This window comes from Coriobacteriia bacterium, assembly GCA_041658765.1.
GTDB lineage: Bacteria > Actinomycetota > Coriobacteriia > Anaerosomatales > JBAZZO01 > JBAZZO01.
Genome location: JBAZZO010000011.1, coordinates 14360 through 30009, shown reverse-complemented (window position 1 = coordinate 30009; position 15650 = coordinate 14360). Strand labels below are relative to the sequence as shown.

The 15650-nt window shown below is 67.9% G+C and carries 14 protein-coding genes; 3 read left to right on the top strand and 11 right to left on the bottom strand.

Annotation, left to right across the window (positions count from 1 at the left end; translation table 11 throughout):
- The first annotated feature begins 1 nt into the window (after window position 1).
- Window positions 2-1054 carry a 23S rRNA (adenine(2503)-C(2))-methyltransferase RlmN gene (gene rlmN, locus WC971_07510; GenBank protein MFA5844660.1) on the top strand — a complete coding sequence of 351 codons (1053 nt, stop codon included), beginning with the start codon at window positions 2-4 and terminating at the stop codon, window positions 1052-1054.
- Here rlmN and WC971_07505 read toward each other — a convergent pair.
- From WC971_07505 to rpmH, 11 genes are all read right to left on the bottom strand, one after another.
- Complete coding sequence (locus WC971_07505; protein MFA5844659.1) at window positions 1020-4397, bottom strand: UvrD-helicase domain-containing protein; 3378 nt, start codon at window positions 4395-4397, stop codon at window positions 1020-1022. The two genes, rlmN and WC971_07505, sit on opposite strands and share 35 nt — an antisense overlap.
- Window positions 4394-7216 carry a PD-(D/E)XK nuclease family protein gene (locus tag WC971_07500; protein MFA5844658.1) on the bottom strand — a complete coding sequence of 941 codons (2823 nt, stop codon included), beginning with the start codon at window positions 7214-7216 and terminating at the stop codon, window positions 4394-4396. The genes WC971_07505 and WC971_07500 overlap by 4 nt, the downstream gene beginning before the upstream one ends.
- A gap of 69 nt (window positions 7217-7285) precedes the next feature.
- Complete coding sequence (locus WC971_07495) at window positions 7286-7585, bottom strand: YtxH domain-containing protein (protein MFA5844657.1); 300 nt, start codon at window positions 7583-7585, stop codon at window positions 7286-7288.
- On the bottom strand, window positions 7582-8451 hold the full coding sequence (locus WC971_07490; protein MFA5844656.1) for a ParB/RepB/Spo0J family partition protein: 870 nt from the start codon (window positions 8449-8451) through the stop codon (window positions 7582-7584). Before WC971_07490 ends, WC971_07495 begins: the two co-directional genes overlap by 4 nt.
- Entirely contained in the window at window positions 8444-9256 is an 813-nt protein-coding gene (locus WC971_07485; protein MFA5844655.1) for an AAA family ATPase, read from the bottom strand. The genes WC971_07490 and WC971_07485 overlap by 8 nt, the downstream gene beginning before the upstream one ends.
- A gap of 77 nt (window positions 9257-9333) precedes the next feature.
- Window positions 9334-10047, bottom strand: a complete 714-nt coding sequence (rsmG, locus tag WC971_07480) for a 16S rRNA (guanine(527)-N(7))-methyltransferase RsmG (GenBank protein MFA5844654.1) — start codon at window positions 10045-10047, stop codon at window positions 9334-9336.
- 284 nt (window positions 10048-10331) lie between these two features.
- On the bottom strand, window positions 10332-11090 hold the full coding sequence (gene jag / locus WC971_07475; GenBank protein ID MFA5844653.1) for an RNA-binding cell elongation regulator Jag/EloR: 759 nt from the start codon (window positions 11088-11090) through the stop codon (window positions 10332-10334).
- The gene (locus WC971_07470; protein MFA5844652.1) at window positions 11083-11745 is read right to left on the bottom strand and encodes a YidC/Oxa1 family membrane protein insertase; all 663 of its coding nucleotides are present in this window, start codon (window positions 11743-11745) and stop codon (window positions 11083-11085) included. The genes jag and WC971_07470 overlap by 8 nt, the downstream gene beginning before the upstream one ends.
- Before the next feature lie 35 nt (window positions 11746-11780).
- Entirely contained in the window at window positions 11781-12023 is a 243-nt protein-coding gene (gene yidD, locus WC971_07465; protein MFA5844651.1) for a membrane protein insertion efficiency factor YidD, read from the bottom strand.
- Window positions 12020-12352 carry a ribonuclease P protein component gene (locus WC971_07460; protein ID MFA5844650.1) on the bottom strand — a complete coding sequence of 111 codons (333 nt, stop codon included), beginning with the start codon at window positions 12350-12352 and terminating at the stop codon, window positions 12020-12022. Before WC971_07460 ends, yidD begins: the two co-directional genes overlap by 4 nt.
- Window positions 12353-12386: 34 nt before the next feature.
- The gene (rpmH, locus tag WC971_07455; GenBank protein ID MFA5844649.1) at window positions 12387-12533 is read right to left on the bottom strand and encodes a 50S ribosomal protein L34; all 147 of its coding nucleotides are present in this window, start codon (window positions 12531-12533) and stop codon (window positions 12387-12389) included.
- A gap of 896 nt (window positions 12534-13429) precedes the next feature.
- Here rpmH and WC971_07450 point away from each other — a divergent pair.
- Window positions 13430-14113, top strand: a complete 684-nt coding sequence (locus WC971_07450; protein ID MFA5844648.1) for an ATP-binding protein — start codon at window positions 13430-13432, stop codon at window positions 14111-14113.
- Window positions 14110-15507 carry a chromosomal replication initiator protein DnaA gene (gene dnaA, locus WC971_07445; GenBank protein MFA5844647.1) on the top strand — a complete coding sequence of 466 codons (1398 nt, stop codon included), beginning with the start codon at window positions 14110-14112 and terminating at the stop codon, window positions 15505-15507. The genes WC971_07450 and dnaA overlap by 4 nt, the downstream gene beginning before the upstream one ends.
- Window positions 15508-15650 lie beyond the last annotated feature (143 nt).

Here is a 15650-nt window from a genome sequence, read left to right as displayed (position 1 = left end):
CGTGACCGGGAGGGAGCGGACCGACGTCAAGTCCCTCGATCGCGACGGGCTCGCTGAGGCGATGAAGACCCTCGGTGAGCCCGCATATCGGGCTCGGCAGCTCGAGCGCTGGCTCTACGGACGCCGCGCCGCATCCTTCTCGGAGATGTCCGACCTTCCTTCGGCCTTGCGAGACCGGCTCGATACATCGTACTCGGTCGGCGTCCCGGCGCTCGTCGACCGGCGCGTCTCGCGCCTCGACGACACGCGGCGCTACCTGTGGCGTCTCGATGACGGCGTCGTCGTCGAATCCGTGGGCATGCCGGGAGAGGGCCGTCTCACGGTGTGTTTCTCGTCGCAGGCCGGCTGTGCGATGGGATGCCGGTTCTGCGCCACCGGCGCCGGCGGCTTCGTGCGCGACCTCACTCCCGGTGAGATGGTCGATCAGGTCACTGGCGTCGCGGCGGACTTCGAGTGCCGGGTCTCCAACGCCGTGGCCATGGGCCAGGGGGAGCCGTTCGCGAACTACGACGCTACTATCTGCGCGCTGAGATACCTCAACTCCCCGGAGGGACCGGGCATAGGAGCGAGGCATCTCACCGTGTCGACGTGCGGCGTGCTCTCGGGGATCCGCCGGTTCGCCGCCGAGCCCGAACAGTTCACTCTCGCCGTCTCCCTGCATGCGGCGAGACAGGCGACGCGCGACCGGCTCATGCCCGCGCTACGCGGCCAGCCTCTGGTCAGACTGCGTTCCACGCTCGTCGGCTACGTCACGGCGACCGGCCGTCGCCCGACGCTGGAGTACGCCCTCATCGAGGGCGTCAACGACGGCGAGGGGGACCTTCGCGCCCTCGTCCGCTTCTGCGAGGGCCTGCTGTGCCACGTCAACATCATCCCGGTGAATCCCATCGAAGGGACGGCGCTCGCGCGTCCTCCCCGTGAGGTCCCCAAGCGATTCGTCGAGACACTCGCCGCGTCCGGCGTCGAGGCCACGGTGCGCGTGGAGCGCGGAGCGGACATCGACGCGGCGTGCGGACAGCTCAGCCAGCTCCACGCCGCCGACGCGCGGGAGTGAGCGAGCACGACACGCCTTGCGCGGCGCAAGCCTCGCACGGGTCCGGCGTCCATGCGGCGAGCGGCCGGAAGTCCCGTGCCCTCATCCGCTCGACCCTTTCCGCGAAGGCGCCGGCAAGCGTCTCCGTGTCCCTCGTCGTGTACGCGAACGTCTCGTGCACCGGGGCGCCGTCCACGATGTTCTCGACCTCGACGAAGACCACCTCGACCTCCTCCGCGCCCGAGCGCAGCAGCGCAAGGGCGTAGCAGTCGGCCTGCAGCCGGTATGCCGTTGTAGGGTCCGCTGCGCCGGCGCCGGTCTTGTAGTCCACGGCGAGAAAGCTCGTCCCCTCTTCGGCCAGCAGGTCGATGCTGCCTGCCAGACGCACGTCCGCGAGCGGGACGTCGAACGAGGCCTCGCACGTGACGCGGCCCGTCTCCCGCGCCCGCCCGGCTATGCTCGAGCGGGAGAACGCGCCGGCCGCCTTCCCAAGCCGCCGTCTCCCTTCCGAGTCGAGTCTCCAGTAGCGACCGATCACGTCCAGGCGGTCCTCGCCGACGGCACGGTCTGCACCGGCGATGCGTAGCGCGGCGTGGACGGCATCCCCGAACCGGCGCGGGCCCTCACCCTCTCCCGTGGGAGCCACTCCGAGCCTCAAGACACGCTCCGCGAAGAATCGCATGCTGCAACGCTCGAACAGGTGCAGGTCGCTGTAGGAGACCTTGTCGGTATCCGCGAATGCTTCGGCCGGGGTCTCGAGCGACTCGGCGAAGGCGACTCCACGTGAAGCGCCATCGTCCACCCCCGCATCGTCCCGCGCGGGGGCCCGGCGACCTTCGCGCGGTCCCGGCCCTTCGACCACCTCCACTCGCAGCTTGTCCCCCGAGTACGCACTCGGATCGGTGAGACCTAGCGCCGCCCGCAACCAGTCCGCGGGGACGTCGTCCTTCGTCGGTTTCGCCGGGTCCATGCTCGCGAAGAGAAGAAGCCCCTCTTCCGCTCGCGTGCACGCGACGTAGAGGACACGCTTCTCCTCCTCGAGCCGCGCCAGCGATGCGCGCTCGGCCGCGTCCGCATACGCGGGACTCGAACGCTGCCCGGGATCGCCGCCCTCGTCGGAGGGGAGCCTCAGCGAGAGGACGGGGCCTTCTCCCGGCCTCACGTCGAGAAGCATGCGCGACGGATCGTGCGAGATCGATCTTCCCAGGTCGGGGATCGCGACCACTGGGAACTCGAGCCCCTTCGCCCCATGGACGCTCATGATCCTGACGGCGCCTGCCGGCGCCCCGACGACGGTGGCCGCGGGCTCCTCGTCGTCGAACCGCTTCTTGAGTCTCACGTGTTCGAGGAAGGAGGCGATCCCCGAACCGCCGGCGCGTTCGTGCTCGTCCGCCAGACGCGAGAGCTTCAGCACGTTCGCGTAGGCCCTCCGCCCTTCATCTCCGTCCGCGAGAAGGGCAAGGTCCATGTCGAGCGCCTCGCACGCTTCGTTCAGCGCCGCAGCGACCCCTCGCCTTCCTGCGGCCGCGCGCGCGACCCTCACCGCCTCGGCCGCCCGACGGGCGCCCGCCGCGTCCGCCTCCGGCAGCTCGGCGACGAGCGCTCCCCCGAGGAGCGAACCGCTGTCCGCTTCGCGGGCGAGCCACAGCGCATCGTCCGAAAGGCCCGCGAACGGCGAGGCGAGGAGCGCCGCCGCGGCCTCCTCATCACCGAGGTTCACGGCCAGGCGCAGGGTCGCGAGAAGGGCCCTCGTCTCGGGCCGCTCCAGGAGCGAACCGCGCGCGGCGACGATACATTCGATCCCGCGCTCGCGCAACGCGTCGGCATACGCTCCGGCATGCGTGAGCGCTCTCAGAAGGATCACCATGCCGGAAGGGTCGATGCCGTCGGCGACGAGCGAGGCGAACCTGCCGGCGACGGCTCCCGCCTCCCTGCGGTACCGCTCCCGCGCATCGCCCCCGCCCGTCACGACGGTCAGGCGCACCCGTGGGGTCCCGGCGGGCCAGTCACGCTCCTCGTCCGAGGACCGGGCCGCACGCAACGGCACGAACCCCTCTCCGAACAGCGCGTCCGCTCCGAAGACCTCGTTGACGAAGGCGAGAACGCCGGGGTGCGAGCGGAAGTTGCTCGAGACGCGAAGGACGGGGCCGCCGGCGGTCTCCACGGCGCGCCTTCGTCCGCCGAAGACCTCGGGATCCGCATAGCGCCAGCCGTAGATCGCCTGTCGCTCGTCGCCAACCACGCACAGGTGCCCGCCGCCCAGCGCGTCCGCGATCCGGTCCTGTACGCCGCTCGTGTCCTGGTATTCGTCGACCATCACCAGGCGGAACCTCTCCCTGTATCGAGCGGCCACGTCCTCCGTCGATTCGAGCAGCGCCAGAGTCCGCTCCTGCAGGTCGTCGAAGTCGAGCACGCCCGCGACGGCCTTCAGGTCGGTGTAAGAGAGCGAGAACGACTCGGCCAGCCGCAGCAACGCGGCGACATGACCGTCCAAGAGCACCGCGGCCGTCTTTGAGAGCAGCGTGTCGCGCCGCTCCCGGTACTCCGCGATCACCTCCTTGTGCGCGCCGGCCCCCTTGTCGCCGGCGAAGTCGAGAAGGGCTCGCCGGAGCCCGCGAACGGTCTCCCCGGCGCCGACGTCGATCCTGGGCACCGCATCTATCGCTTCGATCGCCGCCTCGCATCCCGCGACGTTCTTGTGCGCGGTCTTGTTGCCGCAGCCACATGCCGCCAGATGGCTCGCCGTCTCGGCCAGAAGGTGCTCCGCGTCGCCCACCAGCCGCGCGACGGGCTCGGACCTCCTGCTCCCGACCGCCGAGAGCGGCTCGCCCATCGCTCGAGTCCTCGCGACGAGATCGAAGGTCATCTTGCGCGCCCCGGGAAGCCCATACGCCTCCACGAGGGCGATCACCCCGACATCGCCGGCCGAGAGCGCCGCGCGCGCGGCGGCGTCGAACGCCTCCTCTGCGATCTCGCCGGCCTCGACGTTCGAGGCTACCCCGAAGCGTGGGTCGACGCCTGCCTCGAGCGCCTCCCGGCGCAACAGCCGGGAGCACAGACCGTGGATGGTCGATATCCAGGCCTCATCCATACGTCGGGATTCATCGCGCATGCCGGCCTGGAGCAGCACGCGCCGGACCCGCTCGGCCAACTCCCCGGCCGCCTTGTCCGTGAACGTCACGGCGAGTTGCCCGTCGATGGGCGCGGGCCCGTTCGCGAGGCCGTCGCCCCGGACCGCGCGCGCGAACCGCTCGGCGAGCACTCGGGTCTTGCCCGACCCGGCTCCGGCGGCTATGCACACCGGGCCTTCGAGCGATCGGATGGCGGCGGCCTGCTCCTCGGTGGGCTCGAAAGGCTTCATCATAGCCGGGACCGTTCGCAGACCGGCGCGGCGGCACATCGCTCGCAGACCGAGTGCGAGGCGGGCTCGGGATCGATGCGCCCGACGCGTATCCCGGCCACTGCCCTGGACGCGACACGAACGGCCATCGCGACCGGTCCTTCCTCGTCGTCGATAGAAGCGGCCACGGGTCCGCGCACGGATCCCGGGGACAGCACATCCCCAAGCCGGAACCCGACACCGACGCCACCAGCGAGGCTGCGATACATCCCTCCGACGACGCGACCGAGATCGAGACCGTCCACCGCAAGAGCGTACAGCGCCACCTGCAACGACGTCCCCGCTCCGATCGCTTTCTGCGTGGGAAGCGAGCTCCACTTGTAGTCGATGACCACCAGGGAGTCGCCGCACCGGTCGACCCGGTCCACGCGCCCGCTAAGGAAAAAGTCCCCGATGCGCACGCCCGCTCCTTCCCCTCCGATCCCATGCTCCAAGAGCACGGGCTCGAAGCCGGGCAGGAAGTCGGCGTCCGCGGTGACGAGCGTCCGGACACGTCGGCGCGCGGAGTCCAAGTCGAACTCGTCCTCCAGCGTCGAAGCCCGCGGACGGCCCTGCGCGTCGAAGACCTCGTCCGCGAGTTCGAGGGCGGCCGGGAGGAGGGACGGCGTGACCCTTCGTGCTCCGAGACGCGCCGGCAGGACGCGATAGAAGTCGCTCAGCGCCCTGTGCGCCACCGTGCTGATGGCGCGGACGTCGATCTCGCGGTCCAACTCGCTCGGTTTGACCGCGCGCTCGTAGAACCATCGGTATGGACACTCGACGTACATCTGTATCTCGGTCGCCGAGAACCGTTCCTGGCCGGCTAGAGCCCTGAGGACGCGTGTGTCCCGGAGCTCGCCTCGGATCGTGGGCCGGACCTGCGTTCCGCCCCGACCGGCGGCGGCGCGAAGAGCCCGACGGCGCGGGCCACTCGCCGGTGCGCAAAGGACCAGGTCCGCAAGTGCCAGACGTTCGGTCTCGAGGCCCCCGTCTTCATCAGTGGCATCGGGTGTCGGATCTCGGAACAGATCCAGGGTCTCCTCCCAGAGCAGCGACGGCCTCACCGGCGTGTCCTCGCTGTCGGTCTCGGTGCGCATGAGCACGAGGCGCCGTCGCGCTCGCGTCACGACGGAGTAGTAGAGCAGACGCTCGCTCGCGGCCTCATCGCGACCCGTGCCTAGACCGAGCCGGTCGAGGATAGCGGTCTCGGGACGCTCCCGTGCGACAGGCGAGAACTCACCCGCCGTGAGACCTCCGAGGATGACCGCCCCGAAGCGCCTCCCGCGCAGACGATGAGCCTCCGTGACCTGGACATGCCCCGGATGCTCGACCGACGACGGCGTCACGGTCGTGCCGTCGATGGCCGTGAGAACATCCTCGAGGCCGCCAGCCCCCGAAGGACCGATCTCACAGAGAGAGCGGGTGACCTCTAGGACCGCCCTATGCGCCGCCGCGTCCATCTCCGCGTCCGGGCCGGAAGGCACGGCGCCAGAAGGCCAGGCGCAGGCGAACAACGCATCCACAAGCCGCTTCCAGGCGGGCAAAGACCGCGGCCCCAGTGGCTCGCGCACTACCTTGCGAGCTGCCCGGAGTGCTTCTCCTGTGAGACCCCCGAGCCTGGCGGCCTCGGACGTCATGCGTCTGGGATCGTCGATGCGCTCTTCGCGCCAGCGTGCGTCGAGATCATCGACCCGTCCTTGGTCCGCGTCGCAGAACGGCCCCCGGAGGTACGCGAGCATGAGCCGCCGGTCTCCGGCGCCCGCCGCGCATCGCAGGACCGCGACGAGCGCCCGTCCCAGCGGCGTGCGCGAGACGGACCACGCCACGTCGTGGTCGGCGGGGATCCCCGCGGCATCGAACGCGGAACGCACGGCCCCCCGGCGTCGATCCGCGTCGCGGAAGACCACCGCGATGTCTTGCGGCTCGAACCCTTCGTCGATCAGGGCCCGCGCGGCCGCCGCCGCGAGCGCCGCCTCTGCTTCCTCGCCCGCAGCGACGCAGAAGCGGACGGCGGCGTCCCTCGGCAGAAGCCGCGCCTCTCCGAACAGCCCGTCTTCGAGCATCGCGAGCCCGGGGTCCGTATGAGCGGCGCCTGAGGGCGGCAGCTCCTCCACGTCATCGGCTTCGACCGCCAACCGGTCGCGGAGCCCGTCGAGAGCGCGCGTGGCAGGGAATCCAGCCTCCCACGGAAGCGACACCCAGACGTCCGCGCCCCTCCGGGAGACACCTGTCAGGAACGCCTCCTGCGAGGACGAGAGGTCCGAGAACCGGTGCACGACGAGCATGTCGAAAGGCAGGGCCCCGTCCGCCGCCAAGCGGAGTGTCGCCTCTCCTGGTTCGACGAGATGCTTGGCCGCGAGATCTCGACCGTAGCGCGAGGCGACGCGCAGTAGGTCCCCGAGAGCCGCCGAACGGGCGGCGCCTTCCGTCCCGCTCTCCGCCCGTGCGCGAACTACCGCTTCGATCGCGGAGATGAGGCCCGGCCTCTCGCCGGCCCTCGGTAAGGCGGAAGGGCGCTCTTCCCGCAGTGCACTCGAGACCAGGGCGGTCCGTTGCGCCGACGTCACGAGCCGCCTGCCGTCGCCCGCCAGAGCCCAGGCCGTCTCGACGAGCCGTTCGAAACGGACGACTCGCACGTTCCTCGGTGACGACAGCGACAACTCCGCCGAGGCGCGCTCCGCGTCAGGCTGTGTCGGCACGACCAGGACGACGGCTCGTCCGGCAGCGGCAGCATCGCGGACGGCGCCGTGCATCCGGCCCGTCTTCCCCGCGTTCGCCCGCCCCGTCACCAGGTGCAGTGGCACCTCGACCCTCCCGTCCTCGACGGAAGGAGGATACGCCGCTGGTCTGACATCTCAGCGGTGCGCTCAGGTTCAGAGCTGCGCCTGGGTCTGCGTGTAGCGCCTGACCCCTTCACGCAGTTCTCGCACCTTGCGCCAGGCGAGTTCCTCGTCCCGCCCCAAGTAATGGTCGACGCGCTCGCCGACGGTCTCCGCGACCCTCTCGGCGCGCTCCGCCACACCCCGGGCTATCTCCGCCACATGGAGCGCTTCGTTGGCGATCCTGCGCCGGGTCCGCGCACCACTCGACGGCGCGAAGAGCAGACCGAACAACACGCCTGCCGCGAGGCCGCACAACAGGCCAGTGGCAAAATATGGGAATCCTCTTCTCATACCACACCTCCCGCCTCGTGCGTCTCGCCGCTCAGCAGCTTGAAGATACGCTCGAGTTCGTCCTCGCCATGGAAGTCGATCTCTATGCGCCCCTTCTTCTCCGTGAGCCGGACTCGCACGTTCGTGTCGAGCATGCGCCGCAGCTTCCGCGCCACGAGCTTGAACGCCTTCGGTGCCGAAGGGCGGGGCGATCGTTCTCCCTGGCCGGCCGCGATGAGACGCGCGAGGTTCTCGGTCTCGCGCACCGAAAGACCCTCCTCCACGATCTTCTTCGCCAGGCGGATCCTTCCCGCCTCATCCGTGAGCGCCAGGACCGCACGCGCATGCCCGGCGGTCAGCGCCCCGGCGTAGAGAAGATCCTGCACCTCGTCCGGCAAGTCGAGCAGGCGCAGCGCGTTCGTGACGGCCGAACGGGATTTCGAGACTTTGTCAGCGAGCTCGGCCTGCGTCATCTGGAATTCGGTGAGCAGACGCCTGTAGCCGCGAGCCTCTTCCACGGGATTCAGGTCCTCGCGCTGCAGGTTCTCGATGAGCGCGAGCTCGAGGGCCTCGATCTCGGTCGTCGCCATCACCCGGACCGGAACGTGCTCGAGACCCGCCACCTTGGCCGCGCGCCACCGCCTTTCTCCGGCGATTATCTGGTATCCCTCGGCATGGGGCCGCACGATGATCGGCTGGAGGATGCCCACCTTTCCGATCGAGTCCGCAAGCTCGGCTATCCGCTCGTCATCCATGTCCGTACGCGGCTGCATCGGGTTCGGAGACACCGCGTCGATCGGAAGTTCGTGCATGGAATCGTCCGCTTGCTGCCCAGGCGCATTCGGGATGAGCGCCGACAGCCCTCTTCCGAGCCCGTGCTTAGACACGTTCGATCACTTCCTTAGCTAGGCTGCGATACGCTTGCGCGCCCTTTCCCGATGGGTCGTACAGCGTCACCGGCTGTCCGAAACTCGGAGCCTCGGACAGACGCACGGTGCGCGGGATCATCGTTTGGAAGACCTTGTCCGTGAAGAAGTCGCGAACCTCGTCCACTACCTGCTGCGATAGCTTCGTGCGGACATCGAACATCGTCATCACGACGCCCAGGACCTCAAGACTCGGATTCAGATGCGTCTTCACGAGGCGGACGCTGTCGAGGAGTTTGGAGAGGCCCTCTAGCGCGTAGTACTCGCACTGGATGGGGACGATAAGCCCTTCTGCCGCCGTGAGCGCGTTGACCGTCAGCAGCCCGAGGGACGGCGGGCAATCGATGATGATGTGATCGAAATCGTCGAGGACCGGGGCAAGGATGCTTTTCAGCTTCGTCTCACGGCTGAACGCGGAGACGAGTTCGATCTCGGCGCCGGCGAGCTGGATCGTCGCCGGCACTACGAACACGTGTTCGATTTCGCTCGGCTCGATCACCTCTTCAAGGGGAACGCCCCCCAGAAGAGCATCGTATATGCAGCGCTGCCGCTGGTTCTTGTTCATTCCGAACCCCGACGTCGCGTTCCCTTGCGGGTCCAGATCGATGAGGAGGATCCGTCTGCCCAGGTCGCCCATCGCGGCCGCCAGGTTGACGGACGTCGTGCTCTTGCCCACGCCGCCCTTCTGGTTGACGATCGCGAGCACTCGGACGGCGCTCGAGACATCGCCTCCCGCCGCCGCGCTTCCGGTACCGCTCCGCGCCATCGCTCCCCCTCCCGTGCGTCAGGCTCTTCCCGCGAGCCGGTGGTAGTATACGGCATCTCCGATGACCGGGGAACCGCTCAGGCCAGCGGATGCCTTTGGGCGGCTCCGGGCCGGCGCGGAAGCCGCTCTCTCGATAGGCCTCGGCGCTCGTACACCAGGATCATATGCTCCCGATCGCTTCCTGGCACATCGACGCGCACGCACTCCACTCGAACCATCCCGCACAGCCGCCCTGCGGCATCGCCGGCCGCGACTTCATCCGCCACGGACGCCCCTTTCAGCGCGATAAGACGCCCTCCGCCGACCAGCAACGGGGACGCGAGTTCCACAAGGGAGGCCAGGGGCGCCACCGCGCGCGCCACCACGACCGCGAAGGAGCTCGCGCGCTCTATCGCGACCTCCTCCGCCCTCGATGCTGAGACCTCGGCATCTATCTCAAGATCCGCGACGACTGTGCTAAGGAACGAGGCCTTCCGCCTCTCGGACTCCACCAACACCACGTGTCGGGCTCCCAGGACGGAGATGACGACGCCGGGATATCCCGCACCGGACCCAAGATCCGCGACGGCCCCACGCGGCGCGGCCTCGACGAAGGGTAGTGCGGTGGCGCTATCGAGGATGTGCCGCACCAGGACATCGTTCGGCGAGGTGAGCCGCGTCAGGTTCTGGCGTTCGTTCTCCTCGAGCATCAGTCTCGCGTGCCGCAGCAGCATGCGAACCGATCGAGCGTCCGCCGCAACGCCCATGCCCACCAGACCTGCCTGGATATCCGCCTCGTCCGGCAGGACCACAGATGCAGGAGACCGACCGGATGTTTCACGTGAAACATCCTCCGGGGGCGATGTGCCGTGCGTGTGCTTCGTCATATCCGCATTCTCGGGTTCCGCGCGGGCTTTCGCAACCCCCGCCTGGCAAACGATGCAGCCCGCGAGACGGGCTCGGCGCCGCGACCGCTCTGTCCGTGGATCTCAGACGCACGTCCCGTTCACCGAATGGTATTCCGCAACCGCGTCGGGGAAATGCGGAAGCCGGCCCGCGCGGCCGGCTTCCGGTGTGACTGCTTGGAGTGTGGGCTTTAGCGAGGCGAGACGACCACTTGCCGATTCGGCTCGTCGCCTTCGCTCCCGGTCTTGACTCTCTTGTCGTCTCGAAGAACCATGTGGACGACTTTCCGTTCGTACGCGCTCATCGGGCGGAGTTCGACGGGCCGGCCCTGTCGCTTCACGCGCTCCGCGGCTCGACGGGCGATCTCCTCGATCTTCGCCTTGCGCCGGTAACGGTACCCGGAGATGTCGATCAGGACCGGGTGGCGTTTCTCCACCCGCCGGTTCGTGATCGCCGACACGAGAACCTGGAGGGCATCGAGGGTCCGGCCGTGCCGGCCGATCAGTATGCCGAGGTCTTCACCGTCGATATCCAGGATGATCTCACCGTAGTCCCCTTCGTACTCCTCGACTTTCGGTTCGATCCCGAAACCGGAGAGGATGTTCTTCACCGCGGACGAGGCCTCATCCGCCACCTTGTCGAGTTCCTCGTCGGTCAAGGGTTCCGCTGCCGCTCCGAGTACGACCGTCTGATCGTCCGCTAGGACCTGTTCCGGATCGTCATCCTCGGACTTCGGGCGTTCGAGTTCCGCAACGAACGCGTCCGTGAGCCACACACGCACGCGTGCCTGTTTGTCGGACGCGCGACCGAAGAGCCGCTTCGACGCCTCTTCCATGATCTCGTACTCCACAGCGTCCGGCTGGACTCCGAGCTCCTCGAGCGCCGCGTCGATAGCCTCTTCGACAGTAGCCGCCTCGGAAACGGTCTCGCGCTTCATCGTCTCATGCACCCTCTCTCTTCGCGTAGAGCCGCAACGTCAGCATCTGTTGGCCGATCTGCCAGGTGCTCGACGTGACCCAGTACACAAGGACCCCGGCGGGGCTGATCCATCCGAACCAGAGCATGACGGCACTCATGTAGAGGCCCATCTGCTTCTGCTGCTTGTCGCCGGGCATCATCTGCTGCGGAAGCCAGGTGCTCAAGCCGAAGAGGACCACGAAGAGGAGGTACGGGATAGCGTGAACGAGACCCTGGGACTGGAAGACCGCCTGAGGTGTCTGGTTGAGGTCTGGCAGAATTATCCAGAAGCGCCCGAGCTCCTTCATGGTCCTCAGGACCTGGAACAGAGCGATGAAGATGGGCATCTGCAGCAGGAGCGGCAGGCATCCCCCGAATGGGTTCACCTTGTTCTCCTGGTAGAACTTGAGCATCTCTTCCTGCTGCTTCTCCTTGTTGTTCTTGTACTTCGCCTGCAGCTCCTTGAGCTTCGGCTGCACGCGCTGCATCTCGTACATCGAGTGCGTCTGCTTGACGGTGAGCGGCACGAGCACGAGCCGCATCGCGACGGTCAGCAGGATGATCGCGAACCCATAGTCGTGAGTCCACCCGTAGAAGAACTGCAGGCTCGCGACGATAAGGTCCTTGAGCTGCTCCCAGATTCCCAACGGACACTACCTCCTCACGGCGATGTGACTCCGTCTCAGGGGACGGGATCCCAGCCGCCGGGGTTCCACGGGTGACAGCGAGCGACGCGACGCACCGCGAGCCACCCTCCTTTGAAGACACCATACCGCTCGACACACCCCGCCGCATAGGCGGAACACGACGGGGTGAAGCGGCACACGGCGGGGAAGAGCGGGGAGACGATCGCGCGGTACCCTTGGATGACCGCGATCGCGGCGACGTCGAGCGGCCGGCGCACCGTGCTGGACAGACGGCTCATCTCGCGACATCCACCCGCGAAAGCGCCGAGCTCAGCGCCTTGTCGATCGCGGCCGGAGCCGCGCTCTCCAGCCCTCGCCGCGCGACCAGCGCTACGTCGACGCCCGCCCACGGTCCTCCGGCGCGACGCGCGGCTTCCCGCAGAACGCGTTTACATCGGTTGCGCACGACAGCCGGACCCACCTTGCCGCCCGCCACGAAGAGGAGACGGCCCTCGGGCTCCCGCCCGGCCGGCGTCGGCGCGACGATGACGACCAGAAGACGATCCGCCGCGCTGCGTCCTGCTCGGAACAGCGCGTCGATCTCCCTCGGCGACGTGAGTGTGGTCATAGGGGGCCCCGCCTTCGGAGACCCAGGCGCGACGCTAGGACGCCGCGGAAGGACAGAGCACTCGACGGCCCTTGCGGCGGCGGGCGGCCAGTACGGCGCGGCCCCCGCGGGTCGCCATGCGAGCACGGAAACCGTGCGTCTTCGCACGCTTGCGGTTGTTCGGCTGGTACGTTCTCTTCACGGGGGTTCCTCCGTCGCGGACACGCGCCCGGCGAGACCGGCGGGCGACAAGCCCGGTAAGTATAGCGGCGGCCCTTCCGGGGTGTCAAACCGCTGCTCGCGCGCCCTGCGCCGTGCGCGGCGAGGATGATCCCGGCTCGCAGCGCGGCGATCGTCGTCTGGTGGAAACACCCCTCTCACGGGCTGTCCGAAAATATCCCGAAAATTGTGGATACTGTGGATAACCCAGATGCGGAGATTGTGCGGCCTGTGGATAACCCGCCCGGCCGCGTTGTTGCCCCTCGGGGCCTCTGCTAGAATCGGCATCGCCCTCAAAGACCTGCGATCTCGGGGGCAAACGTGGAGAAATCCCTGGCCAGAAGGTTATCCTGGCCATTCGTGCCTCGGTAGTGCCGCCGTCACCCGGAAGGGTCCGGCCGCCGCCCCGGCCGACCAGACGGGCACCCGTGCTGATATCCACAGCCGGGACCTCGGGACAGGGCTTCTCTCCACATCGGGAAACCGTTCTCGGGGCTCGTCCGCCGCCGACCTGCGGCGTTCGCGGCGAAGACCGACGGATCCCGGCAAGGATGTCCACAGTTGTGGAAACTACTGTGGAAAACGTGGAAACCGCCAGGTGAGCGAGGCGCATTTGTCGAGAGGGGCAATCCGGCGGGGGCGTGGCTACGGTCCCTGCCAGCACGGTCAGGGCAAGACGGGTGTGGCGAGCCTGTGGACGGCGCCGCCAGCCGTACCGGAGAAGGGGGGTCGGGTGTGAAAGCGTTCTTCCAGCAGACGGCCGCTGTCGAGGCTCCGCCCCATCCCCCCGGCGCATCCTTTCCCGCACTCATCGAACCGGCCCCGCGACCCGCGTCCCCCGCGAGCGAAGGTCACGCTCTCATCGCTCTATATGATGGTATGACCGCCGCGCCGCGAGTCGAAGAGGTCCTGGGCAAGGACGCCGCCGACCTGATCGACTCCCTGTCCTCCGCGGTCTACCGCCTGGCCCACGAAGCCGGCGGCAGCGTGCCCTATACCGTCGTCCGGGAGATCACCGAGAACCTCCTGCACGCGCGGTTCGCGGAGGTGGTCGTGACGATCATGGGGGACGGCCACACCGTCCGCTTCTCCGACCAGGGCCCCGGGATAGCCGACAAGGATCGCTGCTTCCTGCCGGGCTTCTCGACGGCCTCGGCCGAGATGAAGCGCGTCATCCGCGGTGTCGGGTCGGGCCTCCCGATCGTGCGCGAGTGCCTCGGCTTCTCCGGGGGCACCGTCTCGATCGAAGACAACCTCGGACACGGCACCGTCGTGACGGTCCGCACCGAGCGACCGGCTCCCGCGGCGACGGCCCTCGAGAGGCCGGCGGCCACCCCGGCGCCGCGTCTTTCCGTCAGACAGAAGCAGGTGCTCTCGCTGATCATGGAACTCGGGGCCTCGGGGCCGAGCGTGGTCTCTCGCGAGCTCGGGGTCGGTCTCTCGACCGCGTACCGGGACCTCGCGTCCCTCGAATCGCTCGACCTCATCTCGTCGGACGAGACCGGCAAGCGTGTCTTGACCGACGTCGGCGCTTCCGTGCTCGAAGAACTGTTCCGCTCGTGACCCACGCCACCGGCCTCGACGCGCGCGACGTCTGGGAAGCGACGCTCACGGCCCTGCGAGCGGACACGTCGATGACCACCCCGGCGTACAAGACCTGGTTCGAGCAGACGACCCCCGTCGAGGTCCGGGACGAGACGATCGTCGTGGTCGTCCCCAACGGATTCGCCCGCGACTGGCTGGAGTCTCGCTTCGCCGGCCTCTTGTCGGGCGCGCTGGAACAGGTCGTCGGTCGGCCCATGCGCGTGGACTTCGTGGTCGACTCCTCCACCGCGACCCCGCCCGCCGAGGAGGCTCCGGCGCGAGAGGAACCGGTCATCCCCGACCTCGCGGCGGCCGAAGAGCGCCGCGTCCAGGAGGCGCAAAAGGGCGACTTCAACCCGAAGTACACGTTCGACTCGTTCGTCATGGGCTCGTCGAACCGCTTCGCGTACCATTCGGCTCTCGCCGTGGCCGAAGCTCCCGGGCGCGCATACAACCCCCTCTTCATCTACGGCGGCGTCGGTCTCGGGAAGACGCACCTTCTCCAGGGGATCGGTCATTACGTCCAGAACACATACACGCACCTGCGCGTGAAGTACGTCTCGTCCGAGCAGTTCACGAACGACTTCATCAACTCCATCGGCGACAAAGCCCGCATCGAGGGCTTCCGCCGCCAGTACCGGACGAACGACGTCCTGCTCGTCGACGACATCCAGTTCATCGCCGGCAAGACGGGCACGGAGGAGGAGTTCTTCCACACGTTCAACACGCTGCAGCAAGCAGGGAAGCAGATCGTGCTCTCGTCGGACAGCCCGCCGAAGGACATCACCCAGCTGGCGGAGCGTCTTCGCAGCCGTTTCGAGATGGGCCTGATCACCGACATCCAGCCGCCCGAGCTGGAGACGCGCGTCGCGATCCTGCGGCGGAAGGTCGAGATCGAGGGCCTGCTCGTCCCCGACGAGGTCCTCACGTTCATCGCCAGCCGGATCGCCTCGAACATCCGCGAGCTCGAAGGAGCCCTGATCCGTGTCGTCGCGTTCGGTTCGCTCACCCGCCACGAGATAGACACGGAGATAGCCCAGAGCGTGCTGAAGGACATCTTCCCCGAGCGGTCCGCCAGGCCCATCTCCGTCTCGACCATCCAGCAGGAGGCGTGTCGCTTCTACGGTCTCAGTCGCGCGGACCTGATAGGCAACAAGCGCTCTCAGGCGATCGTCTATCCGCGCCAGGTCGCCATGCACCTGGCGAGAGAGCTGACGGACCTCTCCCTTCCCCGCATCGGGGCCGAGTTCGGCGGTCGCGACCATACGACCGTCATGCACGCCACCGCCAAGATCACGAAGATGCTCACCGAACAGCGCGAGGTCTACAACCAGATCCAACAACTCACGAATCTCATCAAACAGAAGAGCTGAGCCGCTTTCGCGGCTGTTGACAACTCGGTGGGGAGGATGTGGATATCCTGTGTACGGAAGAGCTTGTCTGTGGATGGATATCCCCTCCTGTGGAGATGTGGACGGATCGTCACGGATCCCCCACAGGTGTTCCACATAGGACA

Excerpts from the sequence above, each read along its gene's own strand:
- WC971_07505 (MFA5844659.1), bottom strand. The coding sequence starts at position 4,397 with ATGATGAAGCCTTTCGAGCCCACCGAGGAGCAGGCCGCCGCCATCCGA.
- WC971_07460 (MFA5844650.1), bottom strand. The coding sequence starts at position 12,352 with ATGACCACACTCACGTCGCCGAGGGAGATCGACGCGCTGTTCCGAGCA.
- WC971_07495 (MFA5844657.1), bottom strand. The coding sequence starts at position 7,585 with ATGAGAAGAGGATTCCCATATTTTGCCACTGGCCTGTTGTGCGGCCTC.
- WC971_07450 (MFA5844648.1), top strand. The coding sequence starts at position 13,430 with ATGACCGCCGCGCCGCGAGTCGAAGAGGTCCTGGGCAAGGACGCCGCC.
- yidD (MFA5844651.1), bottom strand. The coding sequence starts at position 12,023 with ATGAGCCGTCTGTCCAGCACGGTGCGCCGGCCGCTCGACGTCGCCGCG.
- WC971_07485 (MFA5844655.1), bottom strand. The coding sequence starts at position 9,256 with ATGGCGCGGAGCGGTACCGGAAGCGCGGCGGCGGGAGGCGATGTCTCG.